The organism is Bifidobacterium bombi DSM 19703 (assembly GCF_000737845.1).
GTDB lineage: Bacteria > Actinomycetota > Actinomycetes > Actinomycetales > Bifidobacteriaceae > Bifidobacterium > Bifidobacterium bombi.
The window spans coordinates 970,617-990,638 of sequence record NZ_ATLK01000001.1 but is presented as its reverse complement, the minus strand read 5'-3'; the positions used below and the strand labels follow the sequence as shown (position 1 = coordinate 990,638).

Below are 20,022 nucleotides of genomic sequence, written 5' to 3'. Positions count from 1 at the left end.
CGATCATGGCTCGGGTCATCTGCCCAGGCCTTTCCACACGGTTCATTCTAATCATGGTTGTCGAGTTTGCATGGTGTCGTGACGTATTGTGGATTGCCGTAACGCGACCTTCACGCAGCGGTGCGGCGGGTACGAGGGGCATCCGCCCCCGTGTGTGCCGTGCCATACCAGGTTGGCGACGACAAGATGACCGCGCGAGACTTGCATCCGCTCCCGCGTGTGTGCCGTGCCATACCGTGCGAAGTCGGTCCGGCGGACGGGTATGGACGAAGGTTGGTATTCCAGGCGCAGAAATGTACGCCGATGGCCGCTCCCTCACTTAGAATGGGGAACATCGCAGTCATCGTCGTTCCGGACGAGATCGGCGGATTTCAAGGTGCTAGGGTTAGAGGGTCTTAATGTCATACGAACATCCGAATGCAGATGCCATGTCCATCGGTGAGGTCGAGCGCGACATCATGCGTCGTCCGACTTCGCACGCCGACAAGGGACATGATCTGGAGTGCATGAACGTGATGCTGGACCTATTGGGGCACCCGGAGGACTCTTTCCGAATTATTCACGTCACCGGAACGAACGGCAAAGGCTCCACCGCCAGGATGGCTGAGGCCATTTGCCGTGCTTACGGGATGCGAACCGGCCTGTACACCTCGCCTCATCTGGAGCGCATCAACGAGCGCATCGCCGTGGACGGACAGCAGCTTTCCGACGACGACTTCATCGATACCTGGGTGCAGATCAAGGATTTCGTGGCCTTGGTGGACGCCAGGATGCAGAAGGAAGGGAAGGAGCCGATGAGCTTCTTCGAAATTCTTACTTCCATGGCGGTCTGGAAATTCGCAGACACTCCGGTGGACGTGGCCATATTCGAAGTGGGTATGGGCGGCACGTGGGATGCGACCAACGCCCTCATCGGTGACGCTGCGGTCATCGGCCCCGTCGACATGGATCACATGCAGTGGTTGGGTGATACCGTCGAGGAGATAGCCGCGGAAAAGGCCGGCATCATCAAGCATGAGTCCACGGCTATCATCGGCAGACAGCCTCATGAGGCCGAGGTCATGCCTATTCTGGAACAGGCGGCCGTCGGCGCCCATGCCACCATGGTCCGCGATGGCGAGGAGATGGAGGTCGTCTCACGTGCGCCGGCTGTGGGAGGTCAGGTGGTCACGTTGCGTACGCCCCGAGGCCTGTATGAGGACATTCCTGTCGCGAAGTTCGGTGAGCACCAGGCCCACAACGCCCTCGCGGCGCTCGCGGCTGCGGAGATCGTCATCCCTGTGTCCGGTCAACTTGAAACGGATGTGGTGGCGCAGGCACTCAGTTCGGTCAGGATTCCAGGTCGCATCGAACAGGTTCGAACGTCGCCCACCATAATCATCGATGGCGGGCATAACCTCAATGCGGCACAGTCGCTGCGTGCGGCGATAGAAGAGAACTATGATTTCCGGCAGTTGGTCGGCATCGTCTCAATGATGCGCGATAAGCAGGTGGAGGATTATCTCGGTGTGCTTGAGCCATTGCTCAGCCATGTGATTGTGACGAACAATTCATGGACCGACCGGCAGATGCCGGCTGAGGATCTGCAGAAGGTGGCGAACAAGGTCTTCGGAGCGGACCGCGTGACCCGCATCGATGACCTTCCGGATGCCATCCAGACGGCCGTGGACATGGTGGACAGCGATGACGAGATGGGTGTGGGTTACGGGCACGGTGTGCTTATCTGCGGTAGTTTCGTGTTGGCCGGTGATGCCCGTTCACTGCTCAGGGAACGTCACGATGATGTTTTGGACAAGCCGAAATCCGAGCGCGGCGACGGTGCGGGTGATGGCGAGGCGTTCCTTGATTCACGCAAGGGCCCCGCGCCGCAGAGTGCAGAGGACGGGGCGTCCGATAACGAAAGGGACGAAGATGACGAAGATATCGTCTCGGAAATCTTCGGTGGAGCATTCGGTGACTTTTCGGATGAAGCCCAGAAGCCTAAGTCCGGCGGACGCTCCGAGGCGAACCTCCGCGCCCGTGAAGGTGGCGATGGCGGTGCCGATGGTTCCGGTGACGAAGTAGAATAGGAAAGTACTGTATTCTTCGTGAAAAGGGCGGTGTCGGCTGACTATGTACCTCAAGGAATTGACGTTACGTGGGTTCAAGTCTTTCGCCACCGCCACGACATTGCGTTTCGAGCCCGGAATCACTGCGGTCGTCGGGCCTAACGGATCGGGCAAATCCAACATCGTCGATGCGTTGACATGGGTCATGGGGGAACAGGGCGCCAAGAATCTGCGCGGCACGTCGATGGAAGACGTGATATTCGCCGGCACGTCGAATCGTCCGCCGCTGGGCAGGGCCCAGGTGAGCCTTACCATCGACAATACGGATCACGCTCTGGACATCGATTACACCGAAGTCACCATATCCCGCACGATTTTTCGCAACGGAGGCTCCGAATACGCGATCAACGGTTCGGCGTGCCGGCTTCTGGACATCCAAGAGCTGCTCTCGGACACCGGTTTGGGCCAGCAGATGCACGTCATCGTCGGGCAGGGGCGGCTTGATGAGATATTGAAGGCCGATCCCGCCGGTCACCGGGCATTCATCGAAGAGGCTGCGGGGATTCTCAAACACCGCAAGCGTAAGGAACGAGCACTGCGCAAGCTGAAGAACGTCGAGGACAACCTGGCGCGTACGGATGACCTGCTTCGTGAGATCCACCGTCAACTGGGTCCGCTCGGTAGGCAGGCCAGGATTTCACGGCGTGCCGATGGCATACAGGTGACGTTGCGTGACGCCCAGGCCCGGCTCTATGCCGATGACGCGCAGAGGATCGGACAGGAGCGTGACGACGTCCGCGCACGGATGAGGCAGGTTCGTTCCGATCTGGAGGGGGCCCAGCGTGATTTGGCACAGGTCAAGTTGCGCATCGATCAGGTCGAGGCGTTAAGTTCCGAATCAAGTCCTGCCATAGCCCGTGCCAACGAGTTGTGGCACGATTACTCACAACTCGAAGAACGCTTCAAGGCTTTGTCTTCGCTGGCCCAGGAACGCGCGCGATCGGCGGAAAGCCAGATGTCGGTGAATCTCGGTGAGGATCCTGGTCTGTTGCAATCGCGTGCCGTGGAACTTGAAAGCCAGGCGAAAACACAGATCCAAGCGGCTGCGGATGCGCGTCTGCAATTGGACAAAGCCACCGAAAGCCGTGCGGATGCCGAGAAAAAGCTGGCCGCTTCACGCCAAACCATAGCCCAGCTGCGCCGCACCTCGCAACAGCGCGAAAGCCAGTTGACGAGCCTGAAAACGTTGTTGGCCACCGAAGAGGCCGCAGTCGATCTTGCCAAGACGCGGTCGGCGGATGCCCAAGCCCAGCGTGACGACCTCATGCGACAGTCGAAACAAGCCGAAGCTCAGGTCAGCGAACTTGAGAAGTCCATGCAAGGAGCCGACGAGTCGGATGATGAAGACCTGTTGGAGAGCGCCAGGACCACGTTGCGTGAGAGGTCCGAGGCCTTGGAGGATCTGCGCAAGCGTTCTCGTGACCTTGACTCACAGGTGATAGCGCTGAAGGCCAAGGCCGATGCTCTCAATGACACCCTGGAAAGCAGGACGGCTTCCGGCGCTCTGAAAAGCCTGGGTGATGAAGGTGACCAAGTCGATGTGCTCGGAGGCCTGACCGATTTCATCCGTGTCCGTGAAGGTTGGGAGGAGGCCATCTCCCAGGCGTTGGGCCAGTTCGCCAGCGCTCTGATAGTCAAAGGGGAGGACGATATGGTGGGCGCGTTGCGACGCACGCATGGCGACAAACTCGGCCGTGCCGTCGTGATGCGTCCCTTCGGTGGTGTTCATGGCGGTGCCGATGCGCTGGACGACGACCTAGGCGCTGCGGACCAACGCACCAGCGTCGAGCCGGCCGACTCCGCAAGTACGGTGCGAGACTGTACCAGGGCTTGGGAGCTTGTCAGTGCCAATCCCGATGCCGAGGGCTCTCCTTATGTGCGGGCTTTGGTGTCCTCGGTGCGTTGGCTATTGAAGGATGTGGCCGTGGTGGAGGATCTGGATGCGGCTTTCTCTCTTGAAGCAGCAGATCGTGACGGAACATGGCGACAGGTGGTGACGCGGTCGGGGGAGGTCGTGAACAGAGTCGGAGCCATCGGTGGTTCGACGGCACGGCAAAGCGACCTCTCACTGGTGGCTCGGCGTGACAAGGCACTTCAGGAAGCGAGAGAGCTTGAACGGCGCAAGCGCGCGATCGACCAGCAGGTGGATGAGGCGCAGAACGCCCGCGAGGAGGCGGGCAGAGAGGTCGATAGGATTTCCCAGCTGCGGATTCAGGCTCGCGCTCGAGCCCAGCAGTCTGAACAATCCTTGCGTCAGGCGCAAGGCAGACATGCCGACATTGAACGTCGGATCAAGGCGATGGATGAGCGTGCGGCACGATTGGGGGAGGAACTCGAGCAGCACCGAATCAAGCTCCAGGATACACGGCAGGCACTGGAACGGATTGAAGGCGGATCCGATATCCAGGCCGATTTCAACGAGTTGGAGCAGCGTGAGCGTTCCTTGGAACATGACCTCGATGCGGCCCGCGAGACCGAAACGACTGCAAAAATAGCTTGGAATGACGCCGATCATAGGGCACAATCCCTGCAACGGCAGGCTGGGTTGCTGCATACGCAGGCTCAGGATGCCCTGCGCCGGCGTGAGCGTGCGGCTGAAATGAACGAACGCCGCAAATCGCAGGCGGAACGTTCGCGTGAGACGGCCGCGGATGCCCTTGCAGTGGCTGCAATGGTGCATAAGCGCATGGAGGCTGTCGGGAATTGGAGAGACTCACTGGCTTCCGCGGCGTTGGACAATGACGAAGAGTTAAAGGCGTTGCGTGGCCGCAGCCGTGAGTTGGAACCGCAAGTGTCTCGGTTGCAACGTCAGGAGCACGATCTGGATATGGATCGCGAACGATTGGCGTCACGGCTCGGACAGTTGGAACAGAAAGTGAGCGACGACCTGGGCATCGCCATGACCGAGCTTGCCGCATACGGCCCGGAAGTTCCCGTACCGGTGCTTGACGATGAAGGCAATCCGGTGCCCTTGGATTCGGATTCCGGAGATGCCGAGGGGGCTGAGACACGTTATGAAACCGTGCCCTATGAACGTTCCCAGCAGGAGAAGCGGGTGAAGAAGGCGCGCCATGACCTGGAGGCATTGGGCAAGGTCAATCCGCTTGCTACGGAGGAATACGAGGCGCTCGAGACCCGTAACAAATTCATGAACGACCAACGCAATGACGTGGCCCAAAGCCGTGCCGATCTGCTGCAGCTCATCAAGGACCTCGACAAGACGATGGTGGACGTGTTCAGGAGTGCTTTCGACGATACCGCGGCGGCTTTCGAAAGGGTCTTTGCCACCCTCTTCCCGGGTGGCAAGGGGCGTCTGCGCTTGGAAAATCCTGATGATCTGCTCACTACGGGTGTGATAGTTGAGGCCAGCCCGGCCGGCAAAAGGGTGAAGCAGCTGAGTCTGCTTTCCGGCGGTGAACGTTCGCTTACGGCTCTGGCCTTGCTGTTCGCCATCTTCACCGCCCGTCCGAGTCCGTTCTATGTCATGGATGAGGTCGAGGCGGCATTGGACGATCTGAACCTGACTCGTCTGTTGAACGCCCTCGAAGACCTGCGCACCCACGCCCAGCTCATTGTCATCACGCACCAGCAGCGGACGATGGCCATCGCGGATGCGCTCTATGGCGTCACGATGCGTTCCGACGGCGTCACTGCCGTCATCAGTCAGAAACTTGAGGATGTACAGGCGAGCGCAGGCGATCGCATCCGTTGAGGAAGGCGCCCAACGAAGGCGTAGGCATGTCGGTGCATGCGCACGGGCGGAAGGACCTGTGGACGTGCACGTTCACACGCACTATGCGAACATACGCTTGATGATGGCCTCATCGCCCTCATAGGGGACGTGCCTGCCTGCGACCTTGATCCAGCGCTCGTCGCCCTTCCCGACGATGAGCAAGACGTTGAAGCCGCCGCGTTCCCGTGCCTCTTCGACGGCGGTTCTCACGGCGGAGGCGCGATCGAGGATGATTCGTGAACATACGTCGGGATTCGTGATGTAGCCTTGCATCTGCGCACAGACCTCTTCGGCCGGCTCTGTGTTGGTGTCATCGGATGTGAGGATGATCTCGTCGACTTCGTCCTGCGCCGCCTCGATGATCTCCTTGCGACGGTCATAGGCCTTGTCTCCGACCGAACCCGTGACCAGCGTCAGATGCGGTCTGCGTTTTTTGAAACGTTGCAGGGCGAAATTCACAACGGCCTTGACGCTGGTGTAGTTATGAGCGAAATCCACGATGGCCACGGTGTCGTCATCATGACGTCCTCTGAGTCCTCGATCGTCACCGTGTCCGTCTTCGAACATCTCCATCCGTCCCGAAACGGTGACGGGTTCCACGGCTTTCGTCAGCGATTGGTTAGTGATGTCCACTCCGACCAGGTCGGCTATGCACAGAGCCGCAGTGGCGTTGGAATAATTGAATTCGCCCGGCATGGACAGACGCAGTCGTATCGGTTCAAGACCATCGGCATCGACTGTGAACTCCTGATTCCTGCCGGGGATCGGCTTGGCCGTGAAATCGGCACGGGCGGATTGCACGGGTTCTTCGCCCAAGTGCGCACCCGACAAGGGGTGGCGCAGAGCGAACGTGCGAACCGGGATGCCGGCGTCGGCGGCATCCTGCATGATGAGACCCGCATGGTCGCAATCGGCGCCGAGGACAAGTCGGCGGCTGTTGCGCACGATCTGTCGCTTGCAATACAGGTAGTCCTCGAAGGTCGGGTGTTCGATGGGGCTGATGTGGTCGGGTGAAATGTTCAGGAACGCACCGACATCGAAGGTGAGCCCATAGACTCGGCCGACCTTGTATGCCTGGGATGAGACTTCCATGACTAGGTACTTCATTCCGTTGTTCGCCGCCTCGCGCATCATACGCATTGAATCGAGGGACTCGGGGGTAGTCAGGTTCGATTCGCGGTAAGTCGTTCCGTCAAGGCAATTGTCGACGGATGAGAACAATGCCGCCTTGCCTGAGCTGTAGGCGTTCAGAATCGCCTGCACGTAGTAGGCGGTGGTGGTCTTGCCTTTCGTGCCGGTGATGCCGATGAGCGTCATCTCGCGCTGGGGATAGTCGTAGAAGGCGGCGCTGAGCAGACTCATCGCGGCGTACACGTCGTTGACGATGATGCCCACGGCGTTCGTGTCGGAACTGTAATCGTCCTGCGACACATATGCGGACATCCCTTTCGCATCACAGTCTTCAAGGAACGAGCCTTTGAAGTTCCCCTTGCAGAACAGCAAGCCCCCGGCTTCGACCTGTCTCGAATCGTAGGTGATCATACTGAACGCCTTGGCGGGTTCGGTGAAATCGGTCGGGTCGAGCGACCATCGGTCCGCTTGTATGATCTCTCTAAGAAGGTCGTGCTCTTTGAGGAGATTGATTGCTGAAGTGAGTGTGAGTGCCATGACGAGCCTTTCTTTCTTTCCCATCATATTTCGCTGTTATGAAGCGCATATGGTCGAAACATGTCCGTACCTTCGCGGACGGAGGGAAGCGCATGAAAACCGCTGCGGTGGGTGTTGGCGTGCGTTACGGTTGCTGCCGTTTACAGCCAGGTGTCACGGATGACACGTCTGCCCTTGCTTGCAAGCCAGTCGTTGAATGAGTTCCGCCACGAGGTATATGCCTGTCGTTGCCAGGTCATGAGTTCCGCAAGCCGTAAAGCTCCCACTTGTGGGTAGAGCACGGTCATCGGCTTGATGAGGTCCACGGCCGCGACGGTGTCAGCGGTGGCGTCATGGAAATCGCCGTGCGGCGGGACGCCGTAGTATGCGGTTGTCATGGCGAGATTTCGTTTACCGGACCGTTTGGAAACGGCACGGTCGATGACCAGTGGGTCCACCGTCAGGAGTGCCTTGGGGAGTGGCTCAAGGTTCCAATGCTCCATGTCCGTGCGGAGCATACGGACGTCGAATGGCGCGTTATATGCCAGAAGTGGGATGTTTTTGGCTTGCGCCTGACGCACCGCCTCGGCTATCTGTGTGAGCGCATCTTGGGGTTCAGATCCGTGGGCTTCCAGGTATTCGTCGGTGAAACCGTTGACGGCGCCCGCCGCGGGGTTCATTGGCCGATGCGGGTTGATGACCCATTCAGAGATGCTGTCGCCTTCGTATCCGGAGGCCGGGTTTCGAAGCACCAGGGATGCCGAAACGATGGCGTCTTGGCTGGAGGTGCCCGTGGTCTCCGTGTCGAAGCCAAGAAGCCATGAGTTCCCAAGGGTGGTTTCATCATTCTGCTGTGGCGCTTCGTCAATGTTCTCCAGCAAGGTTTCCGGTGTTGCAGTCATGTCTCCATTGTGCTCCCAGAAACCGACATGAAGGCGGTGCGTGGTTTGTGTGTGGCTCGTAGATGGTTTGCGGCGATAGTATGATGGTTACGATGAATGTACAGCTCAGAACACTCGGTGATTCGCACCACGCGAAGGATGCCCGGCTGCCGGATTCCGCCGTTTCCCTGACTTCGACCTCGCCGCGTGACGCTTCTGCTGTGTCTGGTGACGCCGCTGGTTCCGACGGCGACATCCAAATTCAGAGGAAGGGTGCGGCGAACGATGAGGATGCTCTTGCGGAGGTGACGAAGCAGGAGACTGTGGCTCAACGAAGACGAAGGTTTGAAGAGCTCGCAATACCTGCCTTGAATGTTCTGTACCGGCAGGCGCTGAAGCTCACCAACAGTCCCGAGGACGCGCAGGACCTTGTCCAGGATTCATACGAACGGGGTTTCAAGGCGTTCGATAGTTTTCGCCCCGGAAGCAATTTTGAGGCCTGGATGACCACCATCGAACGCAACGCCTATTTCAACCAGTATGCCAAGGCCAAGCGCAGGCCGCAACGGGCCAACGATTCCACCGGCGAATATGACGATTGGGATATCTATGACTCATCCAGTCACAATTCGGAAGGTTTGAAGAGCGCTGAACAGGAGTACCTTGACGGATTCGCCCCCGAGGAGATTCTTTCGGCCTTGGACAAGCTCAGCCCCGAGCGTCGTGAAGTGTTCATCGACACGGCGGTCGACGGGAAGTCTTATAAGCAGGTGGCCGCCGAGCAGGGAGTAAAGATCGGTACGGTGATGAGTCGTCTCAACAGGGCTCGTGCGCAGCTCAAGCAGGAACTGTCAAGCTATGCGCTGGAGCAGGGGTATGCGGCGGGGAGAAAGGACAAGGGCGAAGGTTCAGGGTCATCACGTCCAAAATCCGCCGATTCCCGGATTGATGGCCAACATGCTGGCGAATCGGCGGATTTGGGGGCCGACGTGTCGGTCATGGCGGCTTCGGGGAAAGCTGATTCAGGAAAAACCGCTGGCTAAGCCGGAAGATGGCCGCAAGCCCCGTCGAAGGTTCGAAGGTCGATCGTTCTTCACTGACCGCGAACCCATGACGCGGGTGAATGAGGCATAATAATAGAAACGATTGCTGTTGATCGGAAGACGGGGAGTGAAGAGGGTAATGAACGGTACGGTGCATGAGAGTTTGGTCACGGTCACATCCGTGGAACACCGAGGTGCGCTTGCCTCGCGGATGCGTGTCACGCACGTGGAGACCAGCGATAGTGAAGACCTTGGAGATGAGTGTTTCGACCTTGATTCCTGTTGTGACGCAGCCGAGCGCGCGATGATAGAGCGTCTGCGGCAGGTGCTGCGGCCTGTGGCGGTGCCGGCTGGCCTTCTTGATCGGATCGAGGCCACACTCGACCGTTGCTGCCTTGACGAATCCCCGAATTCAATTCGGAACGTGTGACGTCGGGCTGCCGTCCATGGGCCTGACCCACACGTCGATGTGCGCGGTTTAAGGTAGGCAACCCGCGGTTTAAGGTAGGCAGCTGATGACTTATGAGTCGTTGTGCAAAGCCGGGATTCTGAAAATGGAAGGGACCTCACAGCGATGGCTGTGAGGTCCCTTCATGCTGTCAAGCTATGTCAAGCCGCGGTAAATCGCAACCAGACATGAAACTCAGGCATTTGGCCTTTTGCCGTGGTTGGCCGCCTTTTTACGGCGAGCCTTACGCTTACGTCCGCGCATTCCCATGATGGACTCCTTTACCTCAAGTTTTTTACGCCTTGGCGATTATCGCACGTCGGCACGACTTTATGGGGAATCGCATCGAGATGTGACGGCATAAAACACAGAGTGTCCGAGGCGCGTCGATAGGCTCGCCACATGTGGCGGAGTCCCAAGTGATTGCCCATCCGATTATCATAGTGCATCACAGCGTCGGCGGCGGACAACAGAAAGTGGGAGGGGAATTCCCGTGGTTCGGATCTGCCTCCCGAGGTCGGAACGTCGCATCCGTGGTTCTCCATGAACCCTCGGAACAATCCGCAGCACCGACTGCGTATGAAGCGTCCGTCAGAATCCGAATTCCGCCGAGATGAACATGCTGGTCTTGGCTGAGCTCCCGGGCTTGAGCACGATGAGGTCCTCGCCCGAGTTGAAAGCGTTGGCATAGGCCGTCTGTGGTTCGATGGCCACGCCGGAAGGATGCTTTTCGGGAGCGAAACCGGTGCCCGTGCACATCTGGAACGAGGTGATCGTCCTGTCACCGCCCAGACGAACCCGCATCCCGTCGGGACGCTCGAACGATGCGGTCGTCAAACCGTGTGAATCATGCTCGACATCCGTCCATGCGTCGTCAAAGGGCTGCCCGGTCAACGCCGTAGGTTTGCGTAGGTCGTACTTCGTCCCTTCCACCGGTTCGGTGCCTTGGGGGATGAGATCGTCATCGACCTTCACATGGGTACGTGCCGGTATGGTGACGCGGCATTGCGCGTTCTGTGCGTCGATTTCGTCTCCGAATCCGTCGAATCCATTGGCAATCCAAGGGTGGATCGCCAATGCCCAAGGCGCGTCGACGTTGTCGAGATTCTGCGCGGTGACCTCGATGTGCAGTCCATCGTCCTTCAGTGAGTAGGTCGTCGTGACATATAGATTGAAAGGATAGCCCACGATGCCGGGTACCCTCCAGGAAAGGGTCGTGCTCTGCTCATCCGCGGTCTCCAGCTTCCAGAACGAGCGGTAGCCGTATCCGTGTATGGCGGTGTGGCGTTCATGCTCGTCTATGGGAAGCGTGTAGGTCCTGTCTTCAAAAGTGTATGTGCCGTTTTGGATGCGGTTCGGGAAGGGGATGAGCAGCTCGCCGTTGGTGCATGGCACCGGTTGATCGGCGTTCCAAGGCACGATTACATCGTGGCCTTGATAGGTGAGTTTGCGCAGCGTCGCACCCAACTCGGTGATCACGGCAGTGTAATCGCCGTGAGTGATGGTGAACTGTTGGCCAGAGCGTGGTGGAACATGTTGAATGCCTGACATCTTTTTATTGCTCCTATGCTTTGATGGATTGAAACCTTCATGACCATCATACTCGTGCCCCGCCTGACGTGCCTCAAGGCCATGCGCTCACCGTCATGGCGTCGGGGCCTTCCGTATGGTTGCTCAACGGGCTCTGATATCCGCGATCTTGGCATCGACGACGCGTGCCAGCTCATGCGGGTCGACCCCGACACTGAACCCGCGTTTGCCGCCGGAAACGAGGATTTCATCGAAACGCATGGCGCTTTCGTCCAGGACCGTCACGTGCTTCGTGCGTTGGCCCAATGGAGAAATGCCGCCGACGACATAGCCGGATTCTTTCTGAGCCAATTGGGGGCTTGCCATCGAGACTTTTTTGGCTCCTACGGCGGCGGCTAGCTTTTTCATGTCCATGTGACCGCTTACCGGGACCACGCCGATGACGCAGCCGTTGCCGGTGTCGGCCATGAGGGTCTTGAACGTGCGGTCTTCGTCTACGCCCAGCTTCTCGGCGCCTTCGACGCCGTAGCCTTCGTCCATGTGGTCGGCCGAATGTTCGTACTCGTACGGCTTGAAGCTTACTCCGGCTTCGATCAGCTGTTCTGTGGCGGGCGTGGATGCGCTTGCCGCAGAATCGTTTTGATGTTTTTTACTCATGACTCTGTTATACCTCGATGTAGGCACGCTTTGCTTCACTAGTGTTGGGTTTATTGGGTTTCAGGGAGAGGTGAGCGTATATTGAGGTACGGATTTTTCAATTTGATGGAAAATAATGTTATCCCTATGTCGTCGTAGAAATGAGGAGCGAATATGAGCCACGCTCAACCTAAGATACGTGGTAGCAACCTTCCTGTGTTGAGTGAATTCAACCATAAAGCCGTCTTTGAGACCATACGGCAGAATTCGGGAATCAGCAGAATCGAGATTAGTAGGAGGACAGGCCTTGCCGCCCAAACAGTTTCAAATATTACCCGTGATCTCTTGCGTGAGAAACTGGTGGTGGAAAGTGGCGTTATTACGGGGGAGCGTGGGAAGCCGCCGGTCTTACTTAGGTTGAATCCTGAGGGGAGATTTGCGTTCGGGGTGCATCTCGAACCGGAACATATCACTGTATTGCTGCTCAACCTTGCGGGTAACATTGTTGCCAGGTATTGCCCGGTCGCCGTACCGGATGCCAAGAAAACGACGGAAGCGATTGCCGATATCATCATCAATGCTCAGAAGGATCATCATATCCCGGAAGACCGCATCGGAGGAGTCGGTGTGGCATCTCCGGGTCCATTGAATATCTCTACGGAGACCATTGTCAATCCGCCTAACCTTGTCGGCTGGAGGAATTATCCGATTGCAGCTGAACTCAGAAGAATGACCGGGCTTCCGGTGGTCTTGGAAAAGGATGTGTCCGCAGCATGCCAGGGCGAGCTGTGGTCCTCATATTCGGAAAATCAGAATTTCCTTTTTATTTACATGGGTCTTGGTGTTGGTTTTGGGTTTGTGCACAATGGGGAGGTCTATCGAGGAACCTCTGGCAATGAAGGCGACCTTGGCCATATTGTGGTTGAGCCCGACGGGCAGCAGTGCTGGTGCGGTAAGAAAGGGTGCCTGACCGTCTCTGCAGATCCTCGTTCCATTGTGACCGAGGCCAGTAGAATCGGTTTGTTCCAGGAGCCGACGCATGTGCATGAGCCTATGGAGACAAACGACTGCGACGATATTCCGCAGTTGGAGCACTGCTTCGATGCGTTATGCCGTCGTGCAAACAGTGGTGAACAGGCATGTCTGGATCTGATGCGCAGGGACGGAAGACGAATCGGGCGGCTTGTCTGTACGCTATCCGATGCGCTCGATTTGGATAACATCGTGCTGGGCGGTCCTTACTGGGGTAATTTGGAAGGCTTATTCATCGATGAGATCAAACAAGAGGTGCAGGAAAACTCAGTGATGCGCCAGGAACATCGCATTTCGGTGCATTCCGCGAAACTTGGCGTGGATGTGGCAGGCATAGGTGCTGCAAGCATCATTCTGAATCATGATCTCTCTCCCAGAGTCCATTCTCTTGTGTTCAAATGAGCATTTGGATTTTTAAAGGGTGGTATCCGGTTTGGAATGTCGGACACCACCCTGCGAGAGCTTACGGTTTTAGCGCTCGAATCTGAGCGTGACTATCTGGAACGGATGCAGCTCAAGTTCCAAATGGGACGCTTCCATTGTGCGGATGACGGGTTGGACCGCCTCGCAGACCTCCTCAAGTATTCCGACTTCTTTGATGTCGTTGTACGAGAAGTTGATATCCAGGTGCGTGCGCGATGTCCCTCCGCTGCTTTCGTAAAAGCGAGCGATGACCGCATTGCTTCCATCTTGTGACATTTTCAACGATTCGAGAATCACATTCGGATTGTCAACGGTCAGGAGCGGTTCTATCTCATGCTCGCCCTCCATTGCTCTAGCAGGGAGGTTGATGCGATAGCCTGCCCGTATGGCATCGGGAATCGTTGAACCCACGCCGAAGGCTATGTCGAAATCGTGCTCGCCTAGATCCTGCCTTGGGTCGGGATAATGTGGGGAGCGCAGAAGAGAGGCTCGGATTTGGGTTCCGGGTCGGTCGTTCGACAGTTTGATCTGTCTGAAGTCATACGCATAGGTCGAGCGGTTCGCGATGCTTACGCCGAAATCCCCATCCGCGATGTGGACCCAACGTTGTGAAGCGCTTTCGAATTTCGCCTCATCCCAGGACGTGTTTTTGACCACTGGTCGGGTGAGGTGTCCGAACTGGACTTCGCAGGTGGCCTCAGTTGCGTAAATGTTCGTGGGAAAGGCCTGCTTGAGCAAGTGGTTGCTCTCGTTCCAGTTAATGTGCGTGTGGATGTGGAGCATGTTCGTGTCATTGTCGAGACGAACATGCTGCGCATATTTGGATCGACCGATGGTTCCGCTCACTGTGACTTGGTCGGCACCGATATCAATCCCATCGACGATCGCTGCTGGCTGTTCCATTCCTTCGTAGGTGCTGTCGATGTCCCAAGCGTCCCAGTTCGTCGGAGCATCCTCAAAAAGCTGCAGGACGTTTCCAGGCATCGCTGGGTCGATATTCTCGCGCTTGTTGTTTTTGTCATAAGCCGAGACGATATGGCCTTCCGTGTCTATTTCATAGGAGACGTTGTCGTTCTCCAATACAACATGGTCGCCTTTTCGTTTCGCTGAGCCCCAAGTTTCCGTTTCGGTGGATTGTACGATGGCACCGGCGGGAGTATGCCTCTGATGAAGCGGCGCAGCATTGGCGATGAGGGACTTGGTGCCTGTTCCCACGAGAGCCTGCAATGATTCCTTGATCATAGTTTCAAGTTTCTCCATGATTTCGGCCTGGGAACGTTCGACTTCTGCATACACCCATGAAATTGCAGATCCTGGAAGTATGTCGTGGAACTGGTACAGAAGGACCTTGTGCCAAATGTCATCGAACGTGGAGAGGGGATACTCCTTGCCCGTCAGAACTGAGGCATATGTGGCCCACAGCTCAGCCTCGTGCAGCAGGGCTTCGCAACGTCGATTGCCTTGCTTTGTCTGAGCGTGTGACGTTCCGGTGCCTCGATGGAGTTCCAGATACAGCTCTCCGCGCCATACCGGTGGGCAACTCATCTCTTTGGAGGCTTGCTCGAAAAATTCCATCGGATTGGTCACTGTCAGTTTCGGCGACCCCTCAAGGTTGTGCTGGAGTCTTGCTGCAGCCATCATCTCTCGTGTCGGGCCGCCGCCGCCATCGCCCCAGCCGAATAGCATCAAACTTGACGTGCCCTTGCCTTTCTCGGAATACTGCTTCTCTGAAAGCGCCACTTCATAAGGGCTGACACATGCATTGTAGGTATCCGAAGGCGGGAAATGGGTGAAGATCTGCGTTCCATCCAGTCCCTGCCATAGGAACGAATGATGTGGGAAGACATTCGTGTCATTCCAAGAGATCTTCTGCGTCAGGAAATATTGTATACCCGATAATCTGGCGATTTGCGGGAATGACGCAGAATATCCGAAACTGTCTGGCAACCAGGCTATGGGGGCCATGTTATCGAAGTGCCGTCTAAAGAATTGAGTTCCTTGAAGGAACTGACGGGCAAGGGACTCGCCTCCGGGTAAGTTGGCATCGGATTCGACCCACATGCCTCCCACCGGAATGAACTGACCATCGGCAGCTTTTCGTTGCACCTCTTTGAAAAGCTGAGGGTGGTCTTCTTTAAGCCATTGGTACTGTTGCGCGGACGAGGCTGCGAACACGAGTTCTCGATCCTGGTCCGTAAGGTTGACCACGTTGCTGAAGGTTCGAGCGACCTTGCGCCGAGTCTCTCGCAAAGGCCAGAGCCAGGCCGAATCGATGTGAGCATGCCCCACGGCATACACCGTATGGCCTTCGACTGCAGGTTTGGCGAGTTGTTTTGCCAAAATGGCTCTTGCGCTGTGGACGGTTAGGCCGGGGTCGTCGATGTTGATGAGATTCAATGCCTCGTCGATGGCTGAAAGGATCTGGGCATAACGGGTCCTGTCCTTGTCGATCTCGTCGCAGAGCCCCGACAAAACTGTCAGCTCCTGGATCAGATTCCAGACTTCGAGATCAAGTTGTCCCATCTCCAATCTGCGTAGTTCGTAGAGCTCGGGACCATCCTGCACCCCTTCGTCGCCCAGGGGAGTGCCGGCCGTCTTTGCGCGAGAGGCAATGTCGGGATTGGCAGCTGCCTCGATGTACCATTCGAAGGACCCGCCCGGATGTGGAAGTCGAACACTGCCATTATAAGGTTCTATGGCTTTGATGACCGTTCCATCTGCGTCATATACGAGAGCTTCAGCCTGGAACCCGGGCCCACTCCCGTTGACGCCAAGATCGACCACGAGTTCAGGCTGGGTCTCTTCCTCATTCCAAAAGTCCGGCACTGTTCCTGTGATGTGAAACCACCAGGTGTCCCACGGTGCGCCCCACGCAGCGCCTACTTGTATGGGTTTGTATTGCGCGTTCTTGGCCGTTTCAAATGATACTGGTTCACCGCCTACTTTCCATGATTCGATGCAAACTGGTGATGTTCGCTTGTACAGTGCGTTTGGCAGATATTGCGTCAGCATTCTCTCTGCACGTTTTTTCGTTTTTTCACTAGCTGTTGAGACGTTCACGCTTCCCTCGTCTTTTCCTTAAAAACCCCGGGTTGTTCTTTGCTGATACTGATTTTCATTATCCTTTTATGCCTCCAGCAAGCGAATATGTTCCAAGAACGTGGTTGGAGAGCGCATATAGAAGCACGACAGGCGCCGAGTAAAGCAGGGAGAACGCAGCAAGCTGTCCATAGGCGATCAGTCCGTTTTGACCGAAGAAGGAATAGATGCTTACTGATGCGGGTTGCTTACTGGGCGAAATCAGAATCATGTATGGGACGAAGAAGTTGCCCCAAGTGCCCATCAGTACGAAGATGCTGACGGCTGCCAGCCCGGGTTTCATAAGGGGGACTACGATTTTGCCGAGGGTCTGCATCATGCTGGCTCCGTCAACCCAGGCTGCTTCCTCCAAAGACATGGGCACTGAGTCCATGTAGTTTTTCGTCATCCATATGGCCATGGGAAGCGAGGATGCCGCGAGGAAGAGAATGGTGCCGATTATGGAATCGATGAGGTGGAATGTCACGAACAATGAATAGACCGGGACCATGAGGCATGTCATCGGAAGGCAGGTTCCGAACAGCACGGTATACAGGAACGGTTTATTGAATCTTGACTGATACCTTGATAGAGGGTATGCCGCTAGCACTGCGAATGTAATCACGATGAACGTCGCGACGAATGCGAGGATTGCGCTGTTCCACATCGGTCTGAACGTCGTCTGGGTGTTGAGTATCGTTGAGAAATTTCCCAAGGTCCATTGCTTCGGAATCTTTGTCTGGAATGAAGCGTTCTTGTCGAACGCCGCCAGAAACAGCCACAGCATTGGCACTATGAAACAGATGAAAACGAGAATCAGGACCGCGTAGGCAAAGAACGCTGATACCCCATGTCTAGGTGATGTGGGGGTCTGTAATCTGGCGCTCGCTTTTTTATGGTTGCGTGCCGAAAGCGGCTGATTGAGTGCAGTGTTCGTTACCGCATTCGTTGTTATATCACTCATTGGAAAGTCCCTTCTCGTTCTTCATCGATCGGATATAAATGACTCCGAAGATGGCGCCGATGACAAGCATTACCACTGCTATGGCGCACCCGTACCCGATATCACCGTATTTGAAGGCCACTTTGTAGGCGAACACCGGAAGCGTCATGCTCTTGGTTCCTGGTCCACCTGCGGTCATTACGAAGATCAGTGTGAATGCGGACATCGTCTGCAAAGTGATGAGCATCATATTGGTTACGATGGTCTGTTTGATGACCGGCACAGTGATATGAGCGAATACCTGCCAGGAATTGGCACCATCCACGACTGCGGCTTCGGTCAGGGAATGATCGACTTCGCCGATGGCGGCTTGATAGTTCATCATCGAGTAGGCTGTCCCTCTCCAGATGTTGGCCAGAATGACCGAGGCCATAGGGAAGGCGAAGAGCCATTCGATTTCGTGAAGACCGAAAACGCCCAATATCTGGTTCATGGTGCCCGCTTTGGAGAAGAATGCGTAGCAGGCGAATGCCGAAACCAATTCGGGCATGACCCAGGCAGCTACAACCGTAGTGGATACGGCTCTGCCGATGATTTTATTGGAGCGTTCCAGTAGAACGGCCAGTAAAAGTCCCAGAAGATTTTGAGCGACGACGGCGCTCAACAGTACAAATACAATGGTAAGCCAGATTGATTTGGGGAAAGCCGGATCTGTAAATAGGTGCGAATAATTCTTCAGACCGATGAAATCCGGATTTTGAGCCCTAGGGCCGGTAAGGGAAACGTTGGTCAGTGAACCATAGAAAGCCCAGATCACTGGTCCTAACATGAATGCGGCCATTAAAATGATTCCAGGGATTGTAGGCCAATACCGTTTTGAAAATTCTCTCATATGATTCCTTCTTCTTATGGCAAGGTTGGTGTGTGCAAGCGCTATGGCATCTGCACACACCAACTTCATGACTAACTGTTACTTTTCGGTTACTGTCATGTCTTTGCCGGCAATGTCGATGACCGCTTCGTCATAGGCCTTGGCTGCTTCCTCGGCAGAGGTTCCAGTTGCGATTTTCTCGGTCGCCTTCTGAATTTCAGAGGAGATCTTGGTGTATTCGGCAACTGTGGGCCGGAAGTGAGCGTACTGTATCGATGTGCTCAGATCCTCCATGAACGGATTGATGTTCTTGTATCGGGCATCTTCAGCTACATCCTTTCGGACGGTGCTGTTGCCTGAACTTGTCAGGAACTCGATGGTGCTTTCCTTGCTGGTAAGCAGTTTGATGAAATCAAATGCCAGGTCCGGCTTCTGACTCTTGGCGCTGATTGATATGTTCCAGCCGCCTGCCGCTGTCGTGAAGCCTGGCTTCTGTCCATGCTGCGTCGGGAAATTGGCTATTCCCATGACTTCTCTTGCCTGAGGCCATTCTCCCGCACTTCCTTTGGTCACCCAGGTTTGCGGCATCCAGCTGCCGTCAACCGTCATCGCCATCTTGCCTTGCGGTAGAAGTTCGGTGCTGATCTTGGTGCCGATGTTGGGGTCAAACTCTTCGGAAGCTTCCGGCGTCAGTTTTTCATCGTAAATTGTCTTGAGGAACTTCAATGAGTCGCTGAAGCCTTTGGAACCAACCACCCATTTGCCGGTTTTACGGTCGCTGAGGGCATTGTCGCCAAGCCCGGTGCCCCAGAGCAGTTCATCGAAGCTCTGCATGGTGGTGCCTTCTCCAACTGCAGTGCCGACGAACATGTTCATCGGTATGACTCCGGGAACGTTTTTCTTGATGGTTCTTGCGGCTTGCAGAATCTCGTCCCAGTTCTTAGGCTGCCACGGTACTGCAATTCCGGCTTTTTGGAAAATCTGACGGTTGTACCAAATCACACGGGTATCCGTGCTGATCGGTACGCCGTAGAATCCGTCCTTTCCTTTTCCGATGTTCTTTGCAGTGGGAGTAAATTGTTTCCAATCCTCCCATTTGTCAACATATTTCTGCATGTTCAGCAGGTAGCCTGCGTCCACATCCGCTTGAAGACTGTCGGAATCTTGGTAGATGACATCGGGGGCGGTTTCGCTGGAACGTTGGGCTAGTGATAGTTTTGTCTTGTAATCCGATTCCTGTGCCGAGACAGGTTGTAATTCAACTTTTACACCGGGATGTGCTTTTTCAAAAACCGCCTTTTGCTTTTGGGCAATGATGTCAAATGCCTTGAAGCCGTCGGTTTTCTGGTAAAACACCTTGAGCGTTTGGTTGGAGGAATTGCTCGATCCTGAACCGCCGCAGCCCGCCAAAGCCATGGTTGCGCTCAATGTCACGGCAAGGGCGCTGAAAATCACATTTCTTCTCTTCATATTGCTCCTTCGCTAAATGCAGACATTAGTAACTTCACTTGTTTAATCTAGATGCTGCAGTAAATATTAAATCAGAACGATAGATAAATGTCAAATCGGTTAAAAATCAAGCAAATTCAAGTAAAAACGAAGACTTATAATTAATCCACAGTCTATTATAAAATTAATGTATAATATGG

At 55.7% G+C, this 20,022-nt stretch carries 14 protein-coding genes; 5 read left to right on the top strand and 9 right to left on the bottom strand.

The genetic code is table 11. The annotated features are described in order from the left end of the window. Nucleotides 1–398 precede the first annotated feature (398 nt). Together BBOMB_RS03740 and smc are read left to right on the top strand one after the other, a co-directional pair. Nucleotides 399–2,069: a bifunctional folylpolyglutamate synthase/dihydrofolate synthase gene (locus BBOMB_RS03740; protein WP_044087115.1), complete on the top strand. Its 1,671-nt coding sequence runs from the start codon at nt 399–401 to the stop codon at nt 2,067–2,069. A gap of 43 nt (nt 2,070–2,112) precedes the next feature. After that, a complete protein-coding gene (gene smc / locus BBOMB_RS03735) occupies nt 2,113–5,820 on the top strand; it encodes a chromosome segregation protein SMC (protein WP_044087117.1) in 3,708 nt (1,235 codons plus the stop codon). A gap of 81 nt (nt 5,821–5,901) precedes the next feature. Here the strand turns inward: smc and BBOMB_RS03730 are convergent, their stop codons facing one another. Both BBOMB_RS03730 and BBOMB_RS03725 read right to left on the bottom strand, forming a co-directional pair. Next, nucleotides 5,902–7,509 (bottom strand): UDP-N-acetylmuramoyl-L-alanyl-D-glutamate--2,6-diaminopimelate ligase, encoded by a 1,608-nt coding sequence (locus BBOMB_RS03730; protein WP_044087322.1) that lies wholly within the window; start codon nt 7,507–7,509, stop codon nt 5,902–5,904. 140 nt (nt 7,510–7,649) lie between these two features. After that, the gene (locus BBOMB_RS03725) at nt 7,650–8,390 is read right to left on the bottom strand and encodes an exonuclease domain-containing protein (RefSeq protein WP_044087118.1); all 741 of its coding nucleotides are present in this window, start codon (nt 8,388–8,390) and stop codon (nt 7,650–7,652) included. Nucleotides 8,391–8,692: 302 nt separating this feature from the next. On the opposite strand from BBOMB_RS03725, the gene BBOMB_RS03720 reads away from it, so the two are divergent. Together BBOMB_RS03720 and BBOMB_RS03715 are read left to right on the top strand one after the other, a co-directional pair. Then, nucleotides 8,693–9,412, top strand: coding sequence for a sigma-70 family RNA polymerase sigma factor (locus BBOMB_RS03720; RefSeq protein ID WP_081867388.1), 720 nt, complete (start codon nt 8,693–8,695; stop codon nt 9,410–9,412). A gap of 139 nt (nt 9,413–9,551) precedes the next feature. Beyond that, nucleotides 9,552–9,842, top strand: coding sequence for a hypothetical protein (locus BBOMB_RS03715; RefSeq protein ID WP_044087119.1), 291 nt, complete (start codon nt 9,552–9,554; stop codon nt 9,840–9,842). 213 nt (nt 9,843–10,055) lie between these two features. Here the strand turns inward: BBOMB_RS03715 and BBOMB_RS08480 are convergent, their stop codons facing one another. The 3 genes from BBOMB_RS08480 to ybaK form a co-directional block, all read right to left on the bottom strand. Continuing rightward, nucleotides 10,056–10,130, bottom strand: coding sequence for a 50S ribosomal protein bL37 (locus BBOMB_RS08480; RefSeq protein ID WP_369803150.1), 75 nt, complete (start codon nt 10,128–10,130; stop codon nt 10,056–10,058). Between the two features lie 321 nt (nt 10,131–10,451). Continuing rightward, nucleotides 10,452–11,411 carry an aldose 1-epimerase family protein gene (locus BBOMB_RS03710; protein ID WP_044087120.1) on the bottom strand — a complete coding sequence of 320 codons (960 nt, stop codon included), beginning with the start codon at nt 11,409–11,411 and terminating at the stop codon, nt 10,452–10,454. Nucleotides 11,412–11,534: 123 nt separating this feature from the next. Continuing rightward, nucleotides 11,535–12,047 carry a Cys-tRNA(Pro) deacylase gene (ybaK, locus tag BBOMB_RS03705; RefSeq protein WP_044087121.1) on the bottom strand — a complete coding sequence of 171 codons (513 nt, stop codon included), beginning with the start codon at nt 12,045–12,047 and terminating at the stop codon, nt 11,535–11,537. A 153-nt stretch (nt 12,048–12,200) separates the two neighbouring features. On the opposite strand from ybaK, the gene BBOMB_RS03700 reads away from it, so the two are divergent. Further along, on the top strand, nt 12,201–13,460 hold the full coding sequence (locus BBOMB_RS03700) for an ROK family transcriptional regulator (protein ID WP_044087123.1): 1,260 nt from the start codon (nt 12,201–12,203) through the stop codon (nt 13,458–13,460). A gap of 69 nt (nt 13,461–13,529) precedes the next feature. Here the strand turns inward: BBOMB_RS03700 and BBOMB_RS03695 are convergent, their stop codons facing one another. The 4 genes from BBOMB_RS03695 to BBOMB_RS03680 all read right to left on the bottom strand — a co-directional run bounded on the left by BBOMB_RS03695 (nt 13,530) and on the right by BBOMB_RS03680 (nt 19,843). Continuing rightward, the gene (locus BBOMB_RS03695) at nt 13,530–16,307 is read right to left on the bottom strand and encodes an alpha-mannosidase (RefSeq protein ID WP_161787698.1); all 2,778 of its coding nucleotides are present in this window, start codon (nt 16,305–16,307) and stop codon (nt 13,530–13,532) included. A 292-nt stretch (nt 16,308–16,599) separates the two neighbouring features. Continuing rightward, nucleotides 16,600–17,523, bottom strand: coding sequence for a carbohydrate ABC transporter permease (locus BBOMB_RS03690; protein ID WP_081867275.1), 924 nt, complete (start codon nt 17,521–17,523; stop codon nt 16,600–16,602). Beyond that, entirely contained in the window at nt 17,516–18,394 is an 879-nt protein-coding gene (locus BBOMB_RS03685; protein WP_044087125.1) for a carbohydrate ABC transporter permease, read from the bottom strand. The genes BBOMB_RS03690 and BBOMB_RS03685 overlap by 8 nt, the downstream gene beginning before the upstream one ends. A 78-nt stretch (nt 18,395–18,472) precedes the next feature. Then, a complete protein-coding gene (locus tag BBOMB_RS03680; protein WP_044087126.1) occupies nt 18,473–19,843 on the bottom strand; it encodes an extracellular solute-binding protein in 1,371 nt (456 codons plus the stop codon). Between the last annotated feature and the right edge of the window lie 179 nt (nt 19,844–20,022).